Origin of the sequence: Pseudomonas sp. PAMC 26793, from assembly GCF_000313235.1 — a bacterium.
Classification (GTDB): domain Bacteria; phylum Pseudomonadota; class Gammaproteobacteria; order Pseudomonadales; family Pseudomonadaceae; genus Aquipseudomonas; species Aquipseudomonas yamanorum.
In genome coordinates, this window is record NZ_AMXG01000038.1 from 109,556 (window position 1) to 126,051 (window position 16,496).

The 16,496-nt window shown below is 60.7% G+C and carries 14 protein-coding genes; 4 read left to right on the forward strand and 10 right to left on the reverse strand.

From position 1 onward, the window contains the following. Window positions 1-79 precede the first annotated feature (79 nt). The 5 genes from D109_RS0117985 to D109_RS0118005 all read right to left on the reverse strand — a co-directional run bounded on the left by D109_RS0117985 (window position 80) and on the right by D109_RS0118005 (window position 4,634). The gene (locus D109_RS0117985) at window positions 80-865 is read right to left on the reverse strand and encodes a hypothetical protein (protein ID WP_017478098.1); all 786 of its coding nucleotides are present in this window, start codon (window positions 863-865) and stop codon (window positions 80-82) included. A 336-nt stretch (window positions 866-1,201) separates the two neighbouring features. Continuing rightward, complete coding sequence (gene tcyN, locus D109_RS0117990) at window positions 1,202-1,948, reverse strand: L-cystine ABC transporter ATP-binding protein TcyN (RefSeq protein WP_017478099.1); 747 nt, start codon at window positions 1,946-1,948, stop codon at window positions 1,202-1,204. 3 nt (window positions 1,949-1,951) lie between these two features. After that, window positions 1,952-2,617 carry a cystine ABC transporter permease gene (gene tcyL / locus D109_RS0117995; protein WP_003211857.1) on the reverse strand — a complete coding sequence of 222 codons (666 nt, stop codon included), beginning with the start codon at window positions 2,615-2,617 and terminating at the stop codon, window positions 1,952-1,954. Continuing rightward, a complete protein-coding gene (gene tcyJ / locus D109_RS0118000) occupies window positions 2,617-3,411 on the reverse strand; it encodes a cystine ABC transporter substrate-binding protein (RefSeq protein WP_017478100.1) in 795 nt (264 codons plus the stop codon). Before tcyJ ends, tcyL begins: the two co-directional genes overlap by 1 nt. Window positions 3,412-3,641: 230 nt before the next feature. Next, on the reverse strand, window positions 3,642-4,634 hold the full coding sequence (locus tag D109_RS0118005) for a D-cysteine desulfhydrase (RefSeq protein ID WP_017478101.1): 993 nt from the start codon (window positions 4,632-4,634) through the stop codon (window positions 3,642-3,644). Window positions 4,635-4,800: 166 nt separating this feature from the next. Here D109_RS0118005 and epsC point away from each other — a divergent pair, with 166 nt between their 5' ends. From epsC to mgrA, 4 genes are all read left to right on the forward strand, one after another. After that, entirely contained in the window at window positions 4,801-5,727 is a 927-nt protein-coding gene (gene epsC / locus D109_RS0118010; protein WP_010168915.1) for a serine O-acetyltransferase EpsC, read from the forward strand. Window positions 5,728-6,165: 438 nt separating this feature from the next. Then, window positions 6,166-8,127, forward strand: coding sequence for a choline transporter BetT (gene betT / locus D109_RS0118015; protein WP_003211865.1), 1,962 nt, complete (start codon window positions 6,166-6,168; stop codon window positions 8,125-8,127). Window positions 8,128-8,397: 270 nt separating this feature from the next. Next, complete coding sequence (locus tag D109_RS0118020) at window positions 8,398-9,726, forward strand: OprD family outer membrane porin (protein WP_017478102.1); 1,329 nt, start codon at window positions 8,398-8,400, stop codon at window positions 9,724-9,726. A gap of 107 nt (window positions 9,727-9,833) precedes the next feature. Beyond that, window positions 9,834-10,871, forward strand: a complete 1,038-nt coding sequence (mgrA, locus tag D109_RS0118025) for an L-glyceraldehyde 3-phosphate reductase (RefSeq protein ID WP_003211877.1) — start codon at window positions 9,834-9,836, stop codon at window positions 10,869-10,871. Between the two features lie 147 nt (window positions 10,872-11,018). Here mgrA and tauD read toward each other — a convergent pair whose 3' ends face one another. The 5 genes from tauD to gshA all read right to left on the reverse strand — a co-directional run bounded on the left by tauD (window position 11,019) and on the right by gshA (window position 16,309). After that, complete coding sequence (gene tauD, locus D109_RS0118030) at window positions 11,019-11,855, reverse strand: taurine dioxygenase (protein WP_017478103.1); 837 nt, start codon at window positions 11,853-11,855, stop codon at window positions 11,019-11,021. Window positions 11,856-11,876: 21 nt separating this feature from the next. Beyond that, window positions 11,877-12,707 carry a taurine ABC transporter permease TauC gene (tauC, locus tag D109_RS0118035; protein WP_017478104.1) on the reverse strand — a complete coding sequence of 277 codons (831 nt, stop codon included), beginning with the start codon at window positions 12,705-12,707 and terminating at the stop codon, window positions 11,877-11,879. Then, window positions 12,704-13,483, reverse strand: a complete 780-nt coding sequence (tauB, locus tag D109_RS0118040; protein WP_017478105.1) for a taurine ABC transporter ATP-binding subunit — start codon at window positions 13,481-13,483, stop codon at window positions 12,704-12,706. The genes tauC and tauB overlap by 4 nt, the downstream gene beginning before the upstream one ends. Before the next feature lie 18 nt (window positions 13,484-13,501). After that, window positions 13,502-14,479: a taurine ABC transporter substrate-binding protein gene (tauA, locus tag D109_RS0118045; protein WP_017478106.1), complete on the reverse strand. Its 978-nt coding sequence runs from the start codon at window positions 14,477-14,479 to the stop codon at window positions 13,502-13,504. 246 nt (window positions 14,480-14,725) lie between these two features. Next, the gene (gene gshA / locus D109_RS0118050; protein ID WP_017478107.1) at window positions 14,726-16,309 is read right to left on the reverse strand and encodes a glutamate--cysteine ligase; all 1,584 of its coding nucleotides are present in this window, start codon (window positions 16,307-16,309) and stop codon (window positions 14,726-14,728) included. Window positions 16,310-16,496 lie beyond the last annotated feature (187 nt).

Consider the following 16,496-nt stretch of genomic DNA (forward strand, 5'->3'; position numbering starts at 1 on the left):
CCGGTGGTCCGGTGCATATACCCTAAGCGTGTTAAATTTTTTAATAAACTAACTTTTAGGAATATGCATAGAAGGTCTGTCACCCGGGTTCACAAGGCGAGCCGGGGCGGCGGGGTTGGTAGACCAGCGCAGGCCTGGCGGGGCTGGTCGGGGCCTTGGGCGCGTACGTGGCGATGCGCAGGGTGCGGGCGGGTGCCCAGCGTGAATTATTGCCGACCCGGTCGAGAATGCAGTAAGTGACTTCGAGGCGATGGTCGTCCCCAGCCTCGACGATGACCGCCGATGGCACCCACACCTGCACGGCCTTGCCGACATCGCTGGCCTGGATTTTTGGCAGGTCCAGGCGAACGTCACCCCAGCGCAGCGTGATTTCGTCGTCGGTCGCCATGTTCAGGTACGGCTCGATGGTGAGGGGCACACCTCGGCGAATCTGGCTGCTGTTGACGCCATGGCGGCGGATGGTTGCGGGCAGGCTGACGGCGGCCAGGTTCTGGTTTTCGTCAATGCTCAGCGCGCAGGGCTGGCCGCCGGGGTAATCAGTCTTGATCTGCACCCGGGTGATGGCCGAACGCGCCGGGCCGCGTCCGACTTGCATCACCCGGTAGTGAATTCGCGCCGGGCCGTTTTGCACAAAGCTTTCCGGCACCCGCAGGCAGGTGGACATGCCGATTTTACCGGCGGTGACACGCCGTGAGGCGGCAAAGCAGTTGTTCCAGAACAGCTCGATCAGGTCGCCCTCGTCCATGCCGCAGTAAGGCGCGATATCGACTTGCAGGTTTGTCGCGGCGAGGGCATTGATGCCTTCTCGATTGGCCTGGGGCAAAGTCGGGGCAGTGAGCAGCGCCTGGGTGGAAATACGCTTCATAAATAATCTCCTTGATGCAGCCAGCAGCCATCGCTCCGGACATTAAACGCGGGCAGGCGGCGTAGTCCGAACGGAACGACTTAATGAAAAACCGGAATGGATCCAATTATCTGGGTTCTAGATAAGTGGCTTGGTTAGTTGGCGTCAAGAGGCTGGGCGGGGCAAACAGGGGGTTATGGAATATTCAGAAGTGTCTTACTGGATGGGCACTTGAAGTGAGTGTTTCAAGGTGACTTTTACCCAATGAATAAAGTGCGATTCCCAAAAAAATCTAAAAAAAGAGTTGCCTTTCGGCAACTCTATAAAACGAAGTTTCTTACACTTGATAGGCGCAAGTTAGTTGTTGATAAACTTGCTGAGAAACTGCCGGGTACGTTCTTCTTTCGGGTTGGCAAACAGTGCCTTTGCATCGCCTTGTTCAACAATTACACCCTTGTCGAAGAAGATCACGCGATTGGCAACATCTCGGGCAAAACTCATCTCGTGGGTCACGATCACCATGGTGCGGTTTTCTTCCGCGAGGCTGCGAATGGTCGCCAGCACTTCGCCTACCAGTTCCGGGTCCAGGGCCGAGGTGGGTTCATCGAACAGGATCACCTCTGGTTCCATCGCCAAGGCCCGGGCAATGGCTACCCGTTGCTGCTGGCCCCCGGACAGGCGCCGTGGGTAGGCGTCTTCCTTGCCCGCCAGGCCGACCCTGGCCAACAGCTTGCGACCGAGGGCGTCCGCGGCGCCCCGGGGCATCTTCTTGACCACGATCGGGCCTTCGATGACGTTCTCCAGGGCCGTGCGGTGGGGGAACAGGTTGAAGTTCTGGAACACAAAACCCACGTGCTGGCGCAGGCGTCGCACCAGGCTTTGTTGTTGATTGAGCGGGCGGCTGCTGTCGATCTCGATGTCACCGACCTTGATCCGGCCACTGGTAGGTTCTTCGAGGAAATTCAGGCAGCGCAGGAAGGTGGTCTTGCCGGAACCGCTGGGGCCGATGATGGCGACGACTTCGCCTTCCTTGACCTCAAGGTCGATCCCGTTAAGCACCACCTGACCCTTGAATTGTTTGGTCAGTTTTTCAACCACGATCATGCTTCAAGACTCCAGGTCATGCCGGTTGACTCGTGCTTCCAGGCGGTTTTGCACGTGCGCCAGAACGCTGGCAAGAATCCAGTAGATCAAGGCGGCGGACAGATACATGGTGAAAATTTCGAAGGTACGGGCCGAGACCAATTGCGCCTGGCGGAACAGTTCCGGCACCTGGATGGTGGCGGCCAGGGCGGTGTCCTTGACCAGGGAAATAAAGCTGTTGCCCAACGGCGGCAAGGCCGTGCGCATGGCCTGCGGCAGGATGGCCCGGCGCAGGGTCTGCGCACGGGTCATACCGATACTGGCCGCAGCTTCCCACTGGCCGCGCTCGATGGAACCGATGGCGGCACGCAGGATTTCACAGGCATAAGCGGCCATGTTCAGCGAGAAGCCGATCATGGCTGCCGGGATCGGATCCAGCTCGATGCCCACTTGCGGCAAGCCGTAGTAGATCAGGAACAGCTGTACCAGCAAGGGCGTGCCGCGAAAGAACGACACGTAGACGCGGGCGGTCCAGCTCAACAGCTTGAAGCGCGACAGGCGCATCAAGGCCAGGCCGAAGCCTAGCAGCAAGCCGAAAAACATCCCGCCAAGGCTAAGAATTACCGTGAAATACGCGCCCTTGAGCAGAAAGGGCGCGGAGTCCAGCGCGAGTTGGAAACCTGCTTCCATTATTGAGTAACGTCAGCGTTGAAGTACTTCTCGGACAGCTTCTTCAAGGTACCGTCGGCGCGCAGTTCGTCGAGGGCCTTGTTCACGGCGGCCAGCAGTTCAGGCTCGCCTTTGCGCAGGGCAATACCGGCTTCCTGACGGGAGAAAGCAGCACCGGCAGCGGCGGTGTCCTTGGCTTTCTTGGCGTATTCCAGCGCCGCCAGGCGGTCGATCAGAATCGCGTCGACACGGCCGATGCGCAGGTCCTGGAACTTGGTTGGGTCATCGTTATAGGTTTTGACGATGGCTTTCGGTTGGTTTTCCTTGAGCCATTGTTCGTAGTTGGTGCCCAGGCCCACACCGATCTTCTTGCCGGCCAGGTCGTCGGCGGTCTTGATGGTGTCGACGTTTTTCGCCAGGGTCAGCGCCTGGATACCGGAGACGGTATACGGCTTGGAGAAGTCGTACTTTTCCTTGCGCGCGTCGGAGATGGTCACCTGGTTGACGACCGCGTCCAGGCGCTTGGATTCCAGGGCGGCGAGGATGCCATCCCACGGTGTGGCTTGCAGCTTGACCTTGACGCCGAGTTTCTGGGCCAGCGCTTCAGACAACTCCACCTCGAAACCGCTGAGCTTGCCGCTTTCGTCGACGAAGCTGAACGGCGGGTAGGTGCCTTCCAGGCCAATCTTGATTTCGCCGGCTTTCTTGATGTTATCCAACTGCTCGCCGGCAACTGCCTGACCGAGCCACCCGGCGCCAAGCGCCAGCCCCAACGTACCAACCAGTAACGTGCGACGGAATACGGAAATAGTCATGAAGAGCCCCTGTGTTTTTATGTTGAGCGATGCAGGTGACGCGGTAGTCGTATCCTGCCTTAAAAGCGCGGTGTGTGGGAGCGGGCTTGCTCGCGAATGCATCAACTCGGTGGTGAAGTTTTTACCGAGTCGTGGGCATCGCCAGCAGATTCGCCTACGGCGCGACTATAAAGCCGGTTTTTAAGACTTGAAAATAATATAAAATCAGCCTGATATTTCCTTATGGAATATCAAAAGCTCGAATCATAAGCAAACAGCGCCGGTGCGCCACCCGTGTGCAGGAAGATGATCGGCCCCTCTTCAAAGCGCTGCCGGCCAATGCCATCCAGCAGCCCGGCCATGGCTTTGCCCGTGTAGACCGGGTCCAGCAGCAGGCCTTCCTGGCTCGCCACCAGCTTGATCGCCGCCAGCGTGCCGGCACTCGGCTCGCCATAACGGGGAGCGAAGTACTCGTCCCACAGGATCACCTTGAACGCGTCCGGCACTGGCACGCCGAGCAATTCGGCGGTGCGTTCGGCCAGGCCTTGCACCTTGGGGCGCTGGGCTTCGTCGGTGCGTGAGACCGTGACGCCAATCACTTGCAGGTCCGGCAGTACTTCGGCCAGTGCCAGTGCCAGCCCGCTGTGGGTGCCGGCGCTGCCGGAGGCCAGGACCACGGTGGAGAACGGGATGCCGCTGGCTTCAATCTGTCCGGCCAGCTCCAGCCCGGCGCGTACATAACCCAGGGCGCCGAGGGCGTTGGAGCCGCCGATGGGCACCAGGTACGGCTTCTTGCCGTTACTGCGCAGGCGGTCGGCGAGGGCGTTGAGTTGGTCGTCGACGTTGTCCAGGTTCTCTACCAGCTCGACCTTGGCGTCGAACAGTTCCAGCAACAGGCGATTGCCGTTGGCCAGGTAGTTGGGGTCTTCGGTGCCTGTCGGGTTTTCCAGCAGGGCGACGCAGCCCAGGCCCAGCTTGGCGGCCAGTGCGGCGGTTTGACGTACATGGTTGGACTGGATCGCGCCAGCGGTCACCAGGGTGTCGGCACCTTGGGCCAGGGCATCGGCGGCGAGGTATTCGAGTTTGCGCAGCTTGTTGCCGCCCATCGCCAGTGGTGTGGTGTCGTCGCGTTTGACGTAGACGTCACGCCCCAGCCAGGCCGACAGCCGCTCGAGTTTTTCCAGGGCAGTGGCGCCGCCCAGCAGTTCCAGACGGTTAAAGCGGTCGAGCTGTTGTTTGATCATGGCTACGCACGGGTGGTCAGAGATGCTGGGACTATAGGCAGGCACTTTTGCGTCGGCAACCGCCAATCGCTTATGTCGACGGGTTATTAGCATTGCACTATTGGTTCTTAAGGACGCTCAGGTGCCTTGCCGTAAAGTGGTGGGCATTTCGTCAGGAGTGAAGACCGTGAGTGAGCGTTCCAGTCATTGGCAATTACAGACCATCGTCAGCCAGCTGCGCAGCGCCCGGGACCAGTGGCGCACCCGCAATGGCCGGGTCAGCGGCGAGCAGGGCGGGCGCGAGCTGCCTTCACGGGAAGCCGTGGCGCAGATTCTCGAGGCGTTGTGCGGTGCGCTGTTCCCCATGCGCCTGGGGCCGGTGGACCTGCGTGAAGAAAGTGAAGACTTCTACGTCGGCCATACCCTGGATGTGGCGCTGAACGCGTTGCTCGCCCAGGCGCGGCTGGAGCTGCGGTATGCCGCACGCCAAGGCGGCCAGGATGACAGTGAGGTAGACGCCCACGCCATCCACCTGATCCAGGATTTCGCCCTGGCATTGCCAGCCTTGCGCAGCCTGCTGGACACCGACGTACTCGCCGCCTACCACGGCGACCCGGCGGCGCGCAGTGTGGATGAAGTGCTGTTGTGCTACCCGGGGATTCTGGCGGTGATTCATCATCGCCTGGCGCACCACCTGTATCGGGCGGGCTTGCCGTTGCTGGCGCGGATCAGTGCGGAAATCGCGCACTCGGCGACCGGGATTGATATCCACCCGGGCGCGCAGATCGGCCCGAGCTTCTTTATCGACCACGGGACAGGTGTGGTGATTGGCGAGACGGCGATCATCGGCGAACGGGTGCGTATCTATCAGGCCGTCACCCTGGGCGCCAAGCGCTTTCCGGCGGATGAAGACGGGCAGTTGCAGAAAGGCCATCCGCGGCATCCGATTGTCGAGGATGATGTGGTGATCTATGCCGGGGCGACGATTCTGGGGCGGATTACGATTGGCAAGGGTTCCACCATCGGCGGCAACGTGTGGCTGACGCGGAGCGTGCCGGCGGGGGCGAATCTGACCCAGGCGAATTTGCAGCATGATGATGGGACGCAGAAGTAAATCCCCTCTCTCAAGATCACACAGATCAAATGTGGCTTGCTCGCGAATGCGGTGTATCAGTCTCCAGAAGTGTTGGCTGACACGCCGCATTCGCGAGCAAGCCCGCTCCCACATGTTGTCTGCATTCCAAATTCGAGCCGCATTACCCAAATTCGAGCCGTATTTCCCTCAGCCATCGCTGAACGTTTCGTCATCCCCATACGTCATACCTTTCCTTGAGCTAGTGTAGGAAACACCTACCACTCGGCCCTGCGATTAGTCCTCAAACCCCTATCCATGTTTAACTTGACTGTTCGTTCAAGTTAAATCGGTGGTTCGCTGCCCGCTCACAACAGGAGGCTTACCTTTGCTGAGTCCGTTTTTCACAGCCACATCCCACGCCCTTGAGGTGCGCCCTTCATGAGTGCATCTTCCACACCTTCCAGCGGTCTGGTCCGCATGAACCCGCCGGTGTTTTACTTCGCCGCGAGCTTCATCTTGCTGTTCGGCCTGACTGTCATCGCAATTCCCGAACAAGCCGGCGCCTGGCTGCTGGCCGCACAAAACTGGGCGGCCAACACGGTCGGCTGGTACTACATGCTGGCGATGACCCTGTATCTGGTCTTCGTGGTGGTCACCGCGTTATCGGGCTACGGCAAGATCAAACTCGGTGCCGACCACGACGAGCCCGAATTCAGTTACCTGTCCTGGGCGGGCATGCTGTTCGCCGCCGGGATCAGCATCACGCTGTTTTTCTTCTGCGTTTCAGAACCGCTGACGCACCTGGTGCAACCGCCCCAGGGCGAAGCCCTGAACGGTGACGCGGCGCGCCAGGCCATGCAGATTCTGTTTCTGCATTGGGGCCTGCATGGCTGGGGCGTGTTCGCCTTCGTCGGCATGGCCCTGGCGTATTTCGCCTACCGGCACAACCTGCCGCTGGCGTTGCGCTCGGCGCTGTACCCGCTGATCGGCAAGCGCATCAACGGCCCCATCGGTTATGCCGTGGACGGCTTTGGCATCATCGCCACGGTGTTCGGCCTCGGTGCCGACATGGGCTTTGGCGTGTTGCACCTCAACTCCGGGCTCGATTACCTGTTCGGCGTGGCCCACACCCAGTGGATCCAGGTCGGCCTCATCACCTTGATGATGGGCGCGGCGATCCTGGTGGCGGTCTCCGGCGTCGACAAGGGCGTGCGAGTGATGTCCGACATCAACATGCTGCTGGCCTGTGCGCTGCTGCTGTTCGTGTTGTTCGCCGGGCCCACCCAGCACTTGCTCAACACCCTGATCCAGAACATCGGCGACTACCTCGGCGCCTTGCCGACCAAGAGTTTTGACCTCTACGCCTACGACAAACCCAGCGACTGGCTGGGCGGCTGGACCGTGTTCTATTGGGCCTGGTGGATCGCATGGTCGCCGTTCGTGGGCCTGTTCATCGCGCGTATTTCCCGCGGCCGCACCATCCGTGAGTTCGTGTTCGGCGTGCTGTTGATCCCGCTGGGCTTCACCCTGGCGTGGATGTCGATCTTCGGCAACAGCGCCATCGACCAGGTGCTCAACCACGGCCTCACGGCGCTCGGTCAGTCGGCCATCGATGATCCGTCGATGAGCCTCTACCTGCTGCTGGAAACCTACCCGTGGAGCAAGACGGTGATCGCGGTCACGGTGTTCATCAGCTTCGTGTTCTTCGTCACCTCGGCTGACTCCGGCACCGTGGTGCTCTCGACCTTGTCGGCCAAAGGCGGCAACGCCGATGAAGACGGTCCGAAGTGGCTGCGGGTGTTCTGGGGCGCGATGACCGCGTTGGTGACCAGCGCGCTGTTGTTTGCCGGCAGCATCGACTCGCTCAAGTCGGCCGTGGTGCTGACCTCGCTACCGTTCTCGATGATCTTGCTGCTGATGATGTGGGGGCTGCACAAGGCGTTCTACCTCGAATCCCAGAAGCAGATTGCGCAGATGCATTCCCTCGCGCCGGTGTCGGGCTCACGCAAAGGCACGGGCGGTTGGCGCCAGCGTTTGAGCCAGGCGGTGCATTTCCCGTCACGGGATGAGGTGTACCGTTTCCTCGAGACCACGGTGCGTCCGGCCATCGAAGAAGTGACGGCGGTGTTTGTCGAAAAAGGTCTCAACGTCGTCACCCAGCCTGACCCGGCCAACGACAGCGTCAGCCTGGAAATCGGCCACGGCGAACAGCATCCGTTTGTGTATCAGGTGCAGATGCGCGGCTATTTCACCCCGTCATTCGCACGGGGCGGCATGGGTTCCAAGCAGCTCAACAACCGCCGCTACTACCGGGCGGAAGTGCACCTGAGTGAGGGCAGCCAGGACTACGACCTGGTGGGCTACACCAAGGAGCAGATCATCAACGACATCCTCGACCAGTACGAACGGCATATGCAGTTCCTGCACCTGGTTCGCTAAACGAAAAGGCCCTGTTCAATACCTCGAACAGGGCCTTTTTTTTGCTTCTCGTCTCTCTTCCATACCCCTCCACCATTGGCACGCTGAAGCGCTCGCCAACGCCCGTAAAGCCCCGTGCTTGAGGAATTCCTTAAATTTAATTTCATCCGGGTAAAGGGTGTTTTGACTCCGAACTGTCACATGGCCATCGCCTAATTGTGTGAAGCGTTTGACGCTTTCATTTCAGAACAGTGACGGAGACCGGTACCAATGAAGACGTTATTGAGCCCCATGGTGGGTGCCGCCATGGCGAGCTTTATGCTGTCCGCCCACGCCGATTTTATCGATGACAGCCACGCCGACGTGACCTTGCTCAACCGCTACCTTAACCAGCAGGGGCGGGATGTGGTGAACAGCAACAACAAGGCCCACAGCATTCGTGATTGGGGCCAGGGTTTTGAGTTCAACTTCAAGTCCGGCTACACCGATGGTCCGGTGGGCTTTGGCCTGGACTTGCAGGCGTTCTACGGTTTGAAACTGGATTCCGGCGGCGACCTCAATGACAAGGATCACCAGGGTCGCTACCCCGGCAGCATGTTCCCGCTGGATAACGGCAAGTCCGCCGACCAGTTCGGCGTGCTCAGCCCGACTTTCAAGATGCGCTTCGCCCAGGATGAATTGCGCGTCGGTACGCTCTACGGCAACAACCCGGTACTGGCCAACACCGACGGCCGCTTGTACCAGCAGACCAACACGGGCGTGCAGTTGGTTTCCAAGGACTTGACCGACTTCACCTTTACCGCCGGTGACATCCTCAAGACCAAGATCCGCAACGAAACCGGCGACCAAGGCATGATCACCGCCGGCGGCAGCAAAGAGAGTGATCGCTTCCTCTACGGCGGCGCGGACTACAAAGGTTTGCCGGACACCACCGTCAGCCTGTGGTACTCCAACCTTGAGGATTACTACCAGCAGTTCTTCCTCGGTGCCAAGCGCCATGACGCCTTGCCCGTGGGCGCGATCGACACCGACGTGCGCCTGTACCGCAGCCTGGGTGTGGGTGCAAACGCCGATGGCGACAAGGACTATTCCGCAACCGGTCTTTATGGCGACGGCACCTCCAAGGGTCGCATCAACCAGTCCACCGTCAGCCTGTTGGAAAGCTACAGCCTGGACGGCCATACCGTCGGCCTGGGTATCCAGAAAAACAGCGGCGACAGCGACTTCCCGTACCTGGATTCCGGCCTGAACAGCGGTGCCAGCAACCAGGGCCCGGGCTCAGGTGCCGACACCCCGGCACTCACCAACATGCAACTGAACAAGTTCCAGCATGCCGGCGAGCGCACCTGGCTGGCGCAGTACAAATATGACTTCGGCAAACTCGGCCTCAACGGCCTGACGTTCGCCACGTCCTACGCACACGGTGATGACATCCGCACAACCCAAGGCACTACCAGTGAATGGGAGCGTAACGTCACGGTGGCTTACCAAGTGCCCACCGGCACCCTCAAAGGCCTGGGTGTGACCTGGCGAAATGCCCACGCCAGCCCGGATATTACTGGCGCCACCGTGCAAGATGAAAACCGCTTCTATGTGAGCTACGTCGTTCCACTCTGGTAGGAAATTGCTGTACAAAGAGCGAGCACCTTAAGCGATTCAGCTGCTTAAAAGGCTTGGGAATATCGTTATTCCCAGGCCTTATTTGCTCTAAGACCAGAGAGGATTCGATGACTTACATTGCTGCCGAAAACCGCTATGAATCTATTCCTTATCGCCGCGTAGGTCGCAGCGGATTGGTGCTGCCGGCACTGTCCCTGGGGCTGTGGCACAACTTTGGCGACAGCACCCCGATCGACACCCAACGCGCCTTGCTGCGCACCGCGTTCGACCTGGGTATCAACCACTTCGACCTGGCCAACAACTACGGCCCCCCGTACGGCAGCGCCGAGATCAACTTCGGTCGTTTGCTGCGGGAAGATTTCAAGCACTACCGCGATGAACTGATCATCTCCAGCAAGGCGGGTTGGGACATGTGGCCAGGCCCTTACGGCCAGGGCGGCGGTTCGCGCAAGTACGTGCTGGCGAGCCTCGACCAGAGCCTGCAACGCCTGGGCGTCGACTACGTGGATATTTTCTACTCCCACCGTTTTGATGCCGACACCCCGCTGGAAGAAACCGCCAGCGCACTGGCCACCGCCGTGCAACAGGGCAAGGCGTTGTACATCGGGATCTCGTCCTATTCCGGCGTGAAAACCCGGGAAATTGCCGCGCTGCTCCAAGAGTGGAAAGTGCCACTGCTGATCCATCAGCCGGCCTACAACCTGCTCAATCGCTGGGTGGAAAAAGACCTGCTGGACGTCACCGAAGAACTGGGTGCCGGGGTGATTGCCTTTACGCCGTTGGCCCAGGGCCTGCTGACCGACAAATACCTCAACGGCGTGCCGGCTGATGCGCGAGTGAACCGCCCGGGTGGTGGTTCGTTGCAGGCCAAGCATTTGTCCGAGGCCAACATCGCCCACGCCCGCGCGCTGAATGAAATTGCCAAGCGCCGTGGCCAGAGCCTGGCGCAGATGGCGTTGGCGTGGACGTTGCGTGATCCACGGGTCACCAGCGCCCTGATCGGCGCGAGCCGGCCGGAGCAGATCATTGAAAACGTCGGGGCGTTGCAGAACCTGAGCTTCAGCGCGCAGGAGCTGGCGGAGATTGATCGGTTTGCCCAGGAAGGCGGGATTAACTTGTGGGAGAAGCCGTCTACGGCTGAATAAGCAGTAGAGCCCGATTCCTGCATCAACCTCTACCCAATGTGGGGGCGGGCTTGCTCGCGAAAGCGGAGTGTCAGTCACTGGATATGTTGACTGATTCACCACCTTCGCGAGCAAGCCCGCACACACATTTGATTTGTGGTGTGCCTGCTAGAACGGCACATCTCCAAGAATGGTCGCCCGGTGCATCACCCGCCGTTGCGGCCGGTAATCATCCACCGCGTAATGCTGGGTCACGCGGTTGTCCCAGAACGCCACGTCATTTTCCTGCCAACGCCAGCGAATGGTGAATTCCGGCCGTGTCGCGTGGGCAAACAACAGCTTCAACACCGCCTCGCTTTCCGCCGGCTCCAGTTCGTTGATCTTGCTGGTGAACCCCTCGCTGACGAACAGCGATTTACGCCCGCTCACCGGGTGCGTACGAATCACCGGATGAGACAGCGGCGGGTTCTTGCGCCGGGCTTCTTCCCAGCGCGCCAAATCTTCCGGCGTGTTGCCATAACGCTCCAGCGGGAAGGAGCGGGTGAAGTCATGGGTTGCCGTCAAACCGTCCAACAGCTTCTTGAACGGCTCGGACAACGCCTCATACGCGGCAATCCCGCTGGCCCACAACGTATCGCCACCGAACTCAGGCAGCAGCTTGGCGCTCAGTACTGCACCGAGGGCCGGCGTGGGCAGGAAGGTCACGTCGGTGTGCCAGATGGCGTTGTCGCGCACGTCGGTCACGGCGGTGTCGAGGATCAGCACTTCAGGCTGTTCCGGCACGTTGGGGTAGATCGGGTGAATGTGCAGGTCGCCGAAATTTGCCGCGAACCGCGCCTGTTGCTGCGGGTTGATCGGCTGGTTGCGGAAGAACAGCACCGAATGTTTGAGCAGCGCCTGTTCGATGGCGTCGCGGTGTTCGATGTTCAGCGGTTGGGTGATGTCGACGCCACTGATCTGGGCGCCAAGGGCGGTGCTGAGAGGTGTTACGGTCAGGCTGCTCATGGGATTCTCGTCGAAAATTGCTCAGTGTGCCTGGCCATGCCACGGCACCAGTTTGCGCTGCAGGGCACGCAAGCCCATTTCCATGGCGAAGGCGATCAGCGCGATCACCAGGATGCCCAGCACCACCACATCGGTGACCAGAAACTGCGCGGCGGACTGCACCATAAAGCCCAGGCCGCTGGTGGCGGCGATCAGCTCGGCGGCCACCAACGTCGACCAGCCGACACCGAGGCCAATCCGCACGCCGGTGAGAATGTCGGGGAGGGCGCTCGGCAGGATTACGTGACGAATCAGCTGTGCCCGTGTCGCGCCCAACGACTGCGCAGCGCGCAGTTTGGCCGGGTCGACGGTGCGTACGCCGGTGGCGGTGGCGATGGCGATCGGCGCAAAAATCGCCAGGTAGATCAGCAGCACCTTGGACAGCTCACCGATGCCGCACCAGATCACGATCAGCGGCAAGTAAGCCAGTGGCGGAATCGGCCGGTAGAACTCGATCAGCGGATCCAGAATGCCCCGGGCGATGCGGTTGGAACCGATGGCAATCCCCACCGGCACGGCGGTCAGCACGGCAAAGCCTAGGCCCAGACCGATGCGCTTGAGGCTCGCGCCCAGGTGCTGCCACAAGGTGGAGTCCATGTAGCCGGTGGTCGCCAGCAGCCAGCCTTTTTGCAGCACGGCCGAAGGCGGCGGCAGGAACAGTGGCTCGATCAGCCCGCTGGCGGTCACGGCCCACCAGATGGCAACCAGGGTCACCAAGGTGAGCACGCTGATCCAGCGGGTGCTCAGGCTGCGGCGTACGGGCACCACCGGGGTTTGCGCGGTGTGGGTTGCCGGTAATTCGTAACTGCTCATGCGGACACCTGCCGTTGGGAGAACACCTTGCCCAGCACGTGTTCGCGGGTTTCGATAAAGCGCGGGTCGGACTTGATCGCCCGTGCCGACTCACCGGCGGCATAACGCTGGCCGAAGTCCAGGCTCAGGCGCTCGACGATCTGCCCGGGGTTGGGCGCCAGCAGAATCAGGTCCGTGGCGAGGAACACCGCTTCTTCGATGTCATGGGTAATCAGGAACACCGGCTTGGCTGTGCGCCGCCAGACTTGCAGCAACAGCTCCTGCATCTGTTCGCGGGTGAAGGCATCGAGGGCGCCGAAGGGTTCGTCCATCAGCAGTACGCGCGGGTCAGCGGCCAATGCGCGGGCCAGGCCTACACGTTGCTTCTGGCCACCGGAGAGTTGCCAGATGCGGCGGCTGTCGAAACCGGCGAGGTCTACCAGGGCGAGCATTTCCCGGGCGCGGACTTCCCGCTGGGCCTTGGGTACGCCTGCCAGTTCCAGGCCGAAGCCGACGTTGGCCAGCACGTCCTGCCAGGGCAGCAGGGCGTCGTCCTGGAACACCACGCCGCGTTCGGCGCTCGGTCCTTTTACCGGCACTCCGTCAAGGGTGATGCGCCCGGCGCTGGGTTCGACAAAACCGGCAATCAGGTTCAACAGCGAAGTCTTGCCACTGCCGGAAGGACCGAGGGCCACCAGCAATTGCTGGGGGCCAAGGCTCAAGGAAATATCGGCCAGTACGGGCTCCGGGCTGCCTGGGTACTGTGCGCTGATGCGCTCCAGTTGTAGCAAGGCCATCGCGGTGAACTCCTCGTATCAGTTAGTGATGAACTTCGGGCTGACGTACGGGGCGTAATCAGGCAGTACGGCGTCGACCTTGCCCTGTTCCTTGAGGAACGCGGCGGTGTCGGTGACGGCCTTGGTGGTGGGGGCGCCAAGCAGGATCACCTGGTCAGCCGCCAGCGGGTAGACGTTGCCCTGCAGCAGCAATGGAATGTCGCTGGCCTTGGCCCCGGAGAGCTTCACCAGTTTGTCGACGTTGCCTTTGTCCGCCAGCCAGGCTTGTGGGTCTTTGCGGTAAGCGGCGTAGGCATCCAGAGTGACTTTGGCAAAAGCCGTGACGATTTCCGGGTGCTTCTCGGCGAAATCCTTACGCACGATCCAGGCATCGAAAGTCGGTGCGCCGAACTTGGCCAGTTCGCCGGAGGTGATCAGCACCTTGCCGTTTTCCTTGGCCACGCCGAGGGCTGGGTCCCATACGTAAGTCGCGTCGATATCACCGCGCTTCCAGGCGGCGATGATGGCCGGCGGGGCGAGGTTGAGGATGGTCACTTTGGATGGGTCGATGTTCCAGTGCTTCAGCGCGGCCAGCAGGCTGTAGTGGCCGGTGGAAACGAACGGCACGGCGACTTTCTTGCCGATCAGGTCCTGCGGGCTGTTGATCCCGGAACCGTTGCGGGCCACCAGGGCTTCGGCGCCGCCGATCTGGGTGGCGATCAGGAAGGTTTCCACCGGGACCTTGCGGGTCACGGCAGCGGTCAGCGGGCTGGAGCCCAGGTAGCCGATCTGCACGTCACCGGAAGCGATGGCGGCGATGATGTCGGCACCGTTGTCGAATTTGCGCCAGTCGATCTTGGCATGGGTGGCTTTTTCATAAGCGCCGTCGGCCTGGGCGACTTTCGCCGGGTCAACGGTGGTCTGGTAAGCGATGGTCACGTCGGCGGCCTGGGCAAACAGGCTGGCACCGGCCAGGGACAACGCCGCCAAGAGGCGAAGGGGGAAGTGCAGTTTCAAGGGGAAAGTCCTCATCAGGCGGCCGGAGGTCGGCGTGTGTGAAGACTAAATGATCTAAGAATCCGAAAATAAATAACCTTTTCGAATTAGCTTATGAGGAGAAAATCGAGCATCAGGCTAGAACGCGCATAGGTCAAATGTGGGAGCGGGCTTGCTCGCGAACGCGGTGAATCAGTCACCGAATACATCGACTGATACAACGCTTTCGCGAGCAAGCCCGCTCCCACAGGGGTCTGTGTCAGGCTTTTAGTTGCTGATAGCGAGGATGCTCGCCTGGTACGACCCGACAAACACGTCAAAATCGCCCACTTCGTTCTGCTCAAGCTCCGCTTGCTGCGCCAGCGAATTGCGCGCCAGCTCCTCAAAACGTGCCTGTTCCTCAGCCTTCAACGGCTCGCTGCGGAAGTGTTCGGCATGCACTTGGCTCTGATGCAGCGAGAATTGCGCAAAGCTCTCTTTACGCTCGCTCATCGCCGCCAACACCTGGGCCGACGGGGTCAGGGACGAATCCTTGACCTTCGCCAACTGGGCGTCCAGCGCCTGGCTGTGTTCATTGATGCCCTGGCTCTGATCCAGCAAGGCTGCCAGCGGAGCAATCTGCTCCAGCAACTCGGCGGCCCATTCCTTCATGTCCACCGATTCGCCACGGCGCTGCAATTGCAGGCCCGGACGGCGACCTTCCTTGACCACGCTGAGGAAGTTGGAGGTGGCGTTGCCGCACTCGTTGTCGGCGAACAGCGGGCTGTCATTCAACGCGCAATACAGCAGGAACGCATCGAGGAAGCGCGACTCTTGCAAGTCGATGCCCATCGGCAGGAACGGGTTGATGTCCAGGCAGCGCACTTCGATGTACTGGATGCCACGGGCCATCAGCGCCTGGATCGGCCGTTCGCCGGTGTAGGTCACACGCTTGGGCCGGATGTTGGAGTAGTACTCGTTTTCGATCTGCAGGATGTTGGTGTTGAGCTGCACCCACTCACCGTCCTTATGGGTACCGACTTCGACGTACGGCGCGTAGGGCGTTGCCACAGCTGTGCGCAGGCTGTCGGTGTAGCTCGCCAGGTCGTTGTAGCACGGCGTCAGGCCGGCCTGGGCGTTGCTCTGGTAACCCAGGTCGCTCATGCGCAGGCTGGTGGCGTACGGCAGGTACAGGGTGTCGGCGTCCAGCACTTCCAACTGGTGCGAGCGACCACGCAGGAAACCCGCGTCCAGGGCCGGTGAGGCGCCGAACAGGTACATCAGCAGCCAGCTGTAGCGACGGAAGTTGCGGATCAGCGCGATATAGGCCGTGGACTGGTAGTCGCGGTCGGTACCTACAAAACCTTCGGCTTCCTTGAGCAGCGGCCACAGCTCTTCCGGAAGGGAGAAGTTGTAGTGGATCCCGGCGATGCACTGCATGGTCTTGCCGTACCGCAGGGCCAGGCCCTTGCGATACACGTACTTGAGCTGTCCGATGTTGGAAGTGCCGTAGTAGGCAATCGGAATATCTTCCTCGGCCGGCAACGGGCACGGCATCGATGGACTCCACAGGTACTCGTTGCCGAGCTTGCTGTAGGCAAAACGGTGAATCTTGTCGAGGCTGCTCAGGGTATCGGCCGGGTTGGGCAACGCCGGCGTGATGAACTCAAGCAGCGACTCGGAATAGTCGGTGGTGATCTGTTCGTGGGTCAGTGCAGCGCCCAGGGCCTCGGGATGCGGCGTTTGTGCCAGTCGGCCTTCACCGGTGACGCGCAGGCATTCGCGCTCGATGCCGTGCAGGCATTGCTCGAGCAAAGAGAGGTGTTCGTGCTTGCCGAGCAGGGCCAGGCGGCGGTTGAGAAGTTCGCTCAAGTTGGATTCCTTCACGCGTCAGTCGCCCCAATATGGGGGTGGGCAGGACGGTCTACAAGGGTGAAGTGGAAACTGGCGTTATCGCCTGGTTTTTGAGCCGGATTGACCCACTCTGAAAGAGCCGCCTTCGTCCCTGAATCTGGCTATCGCGCACGAGGAAAAGTTCGGCGCAACTTTCGCAGCGCCG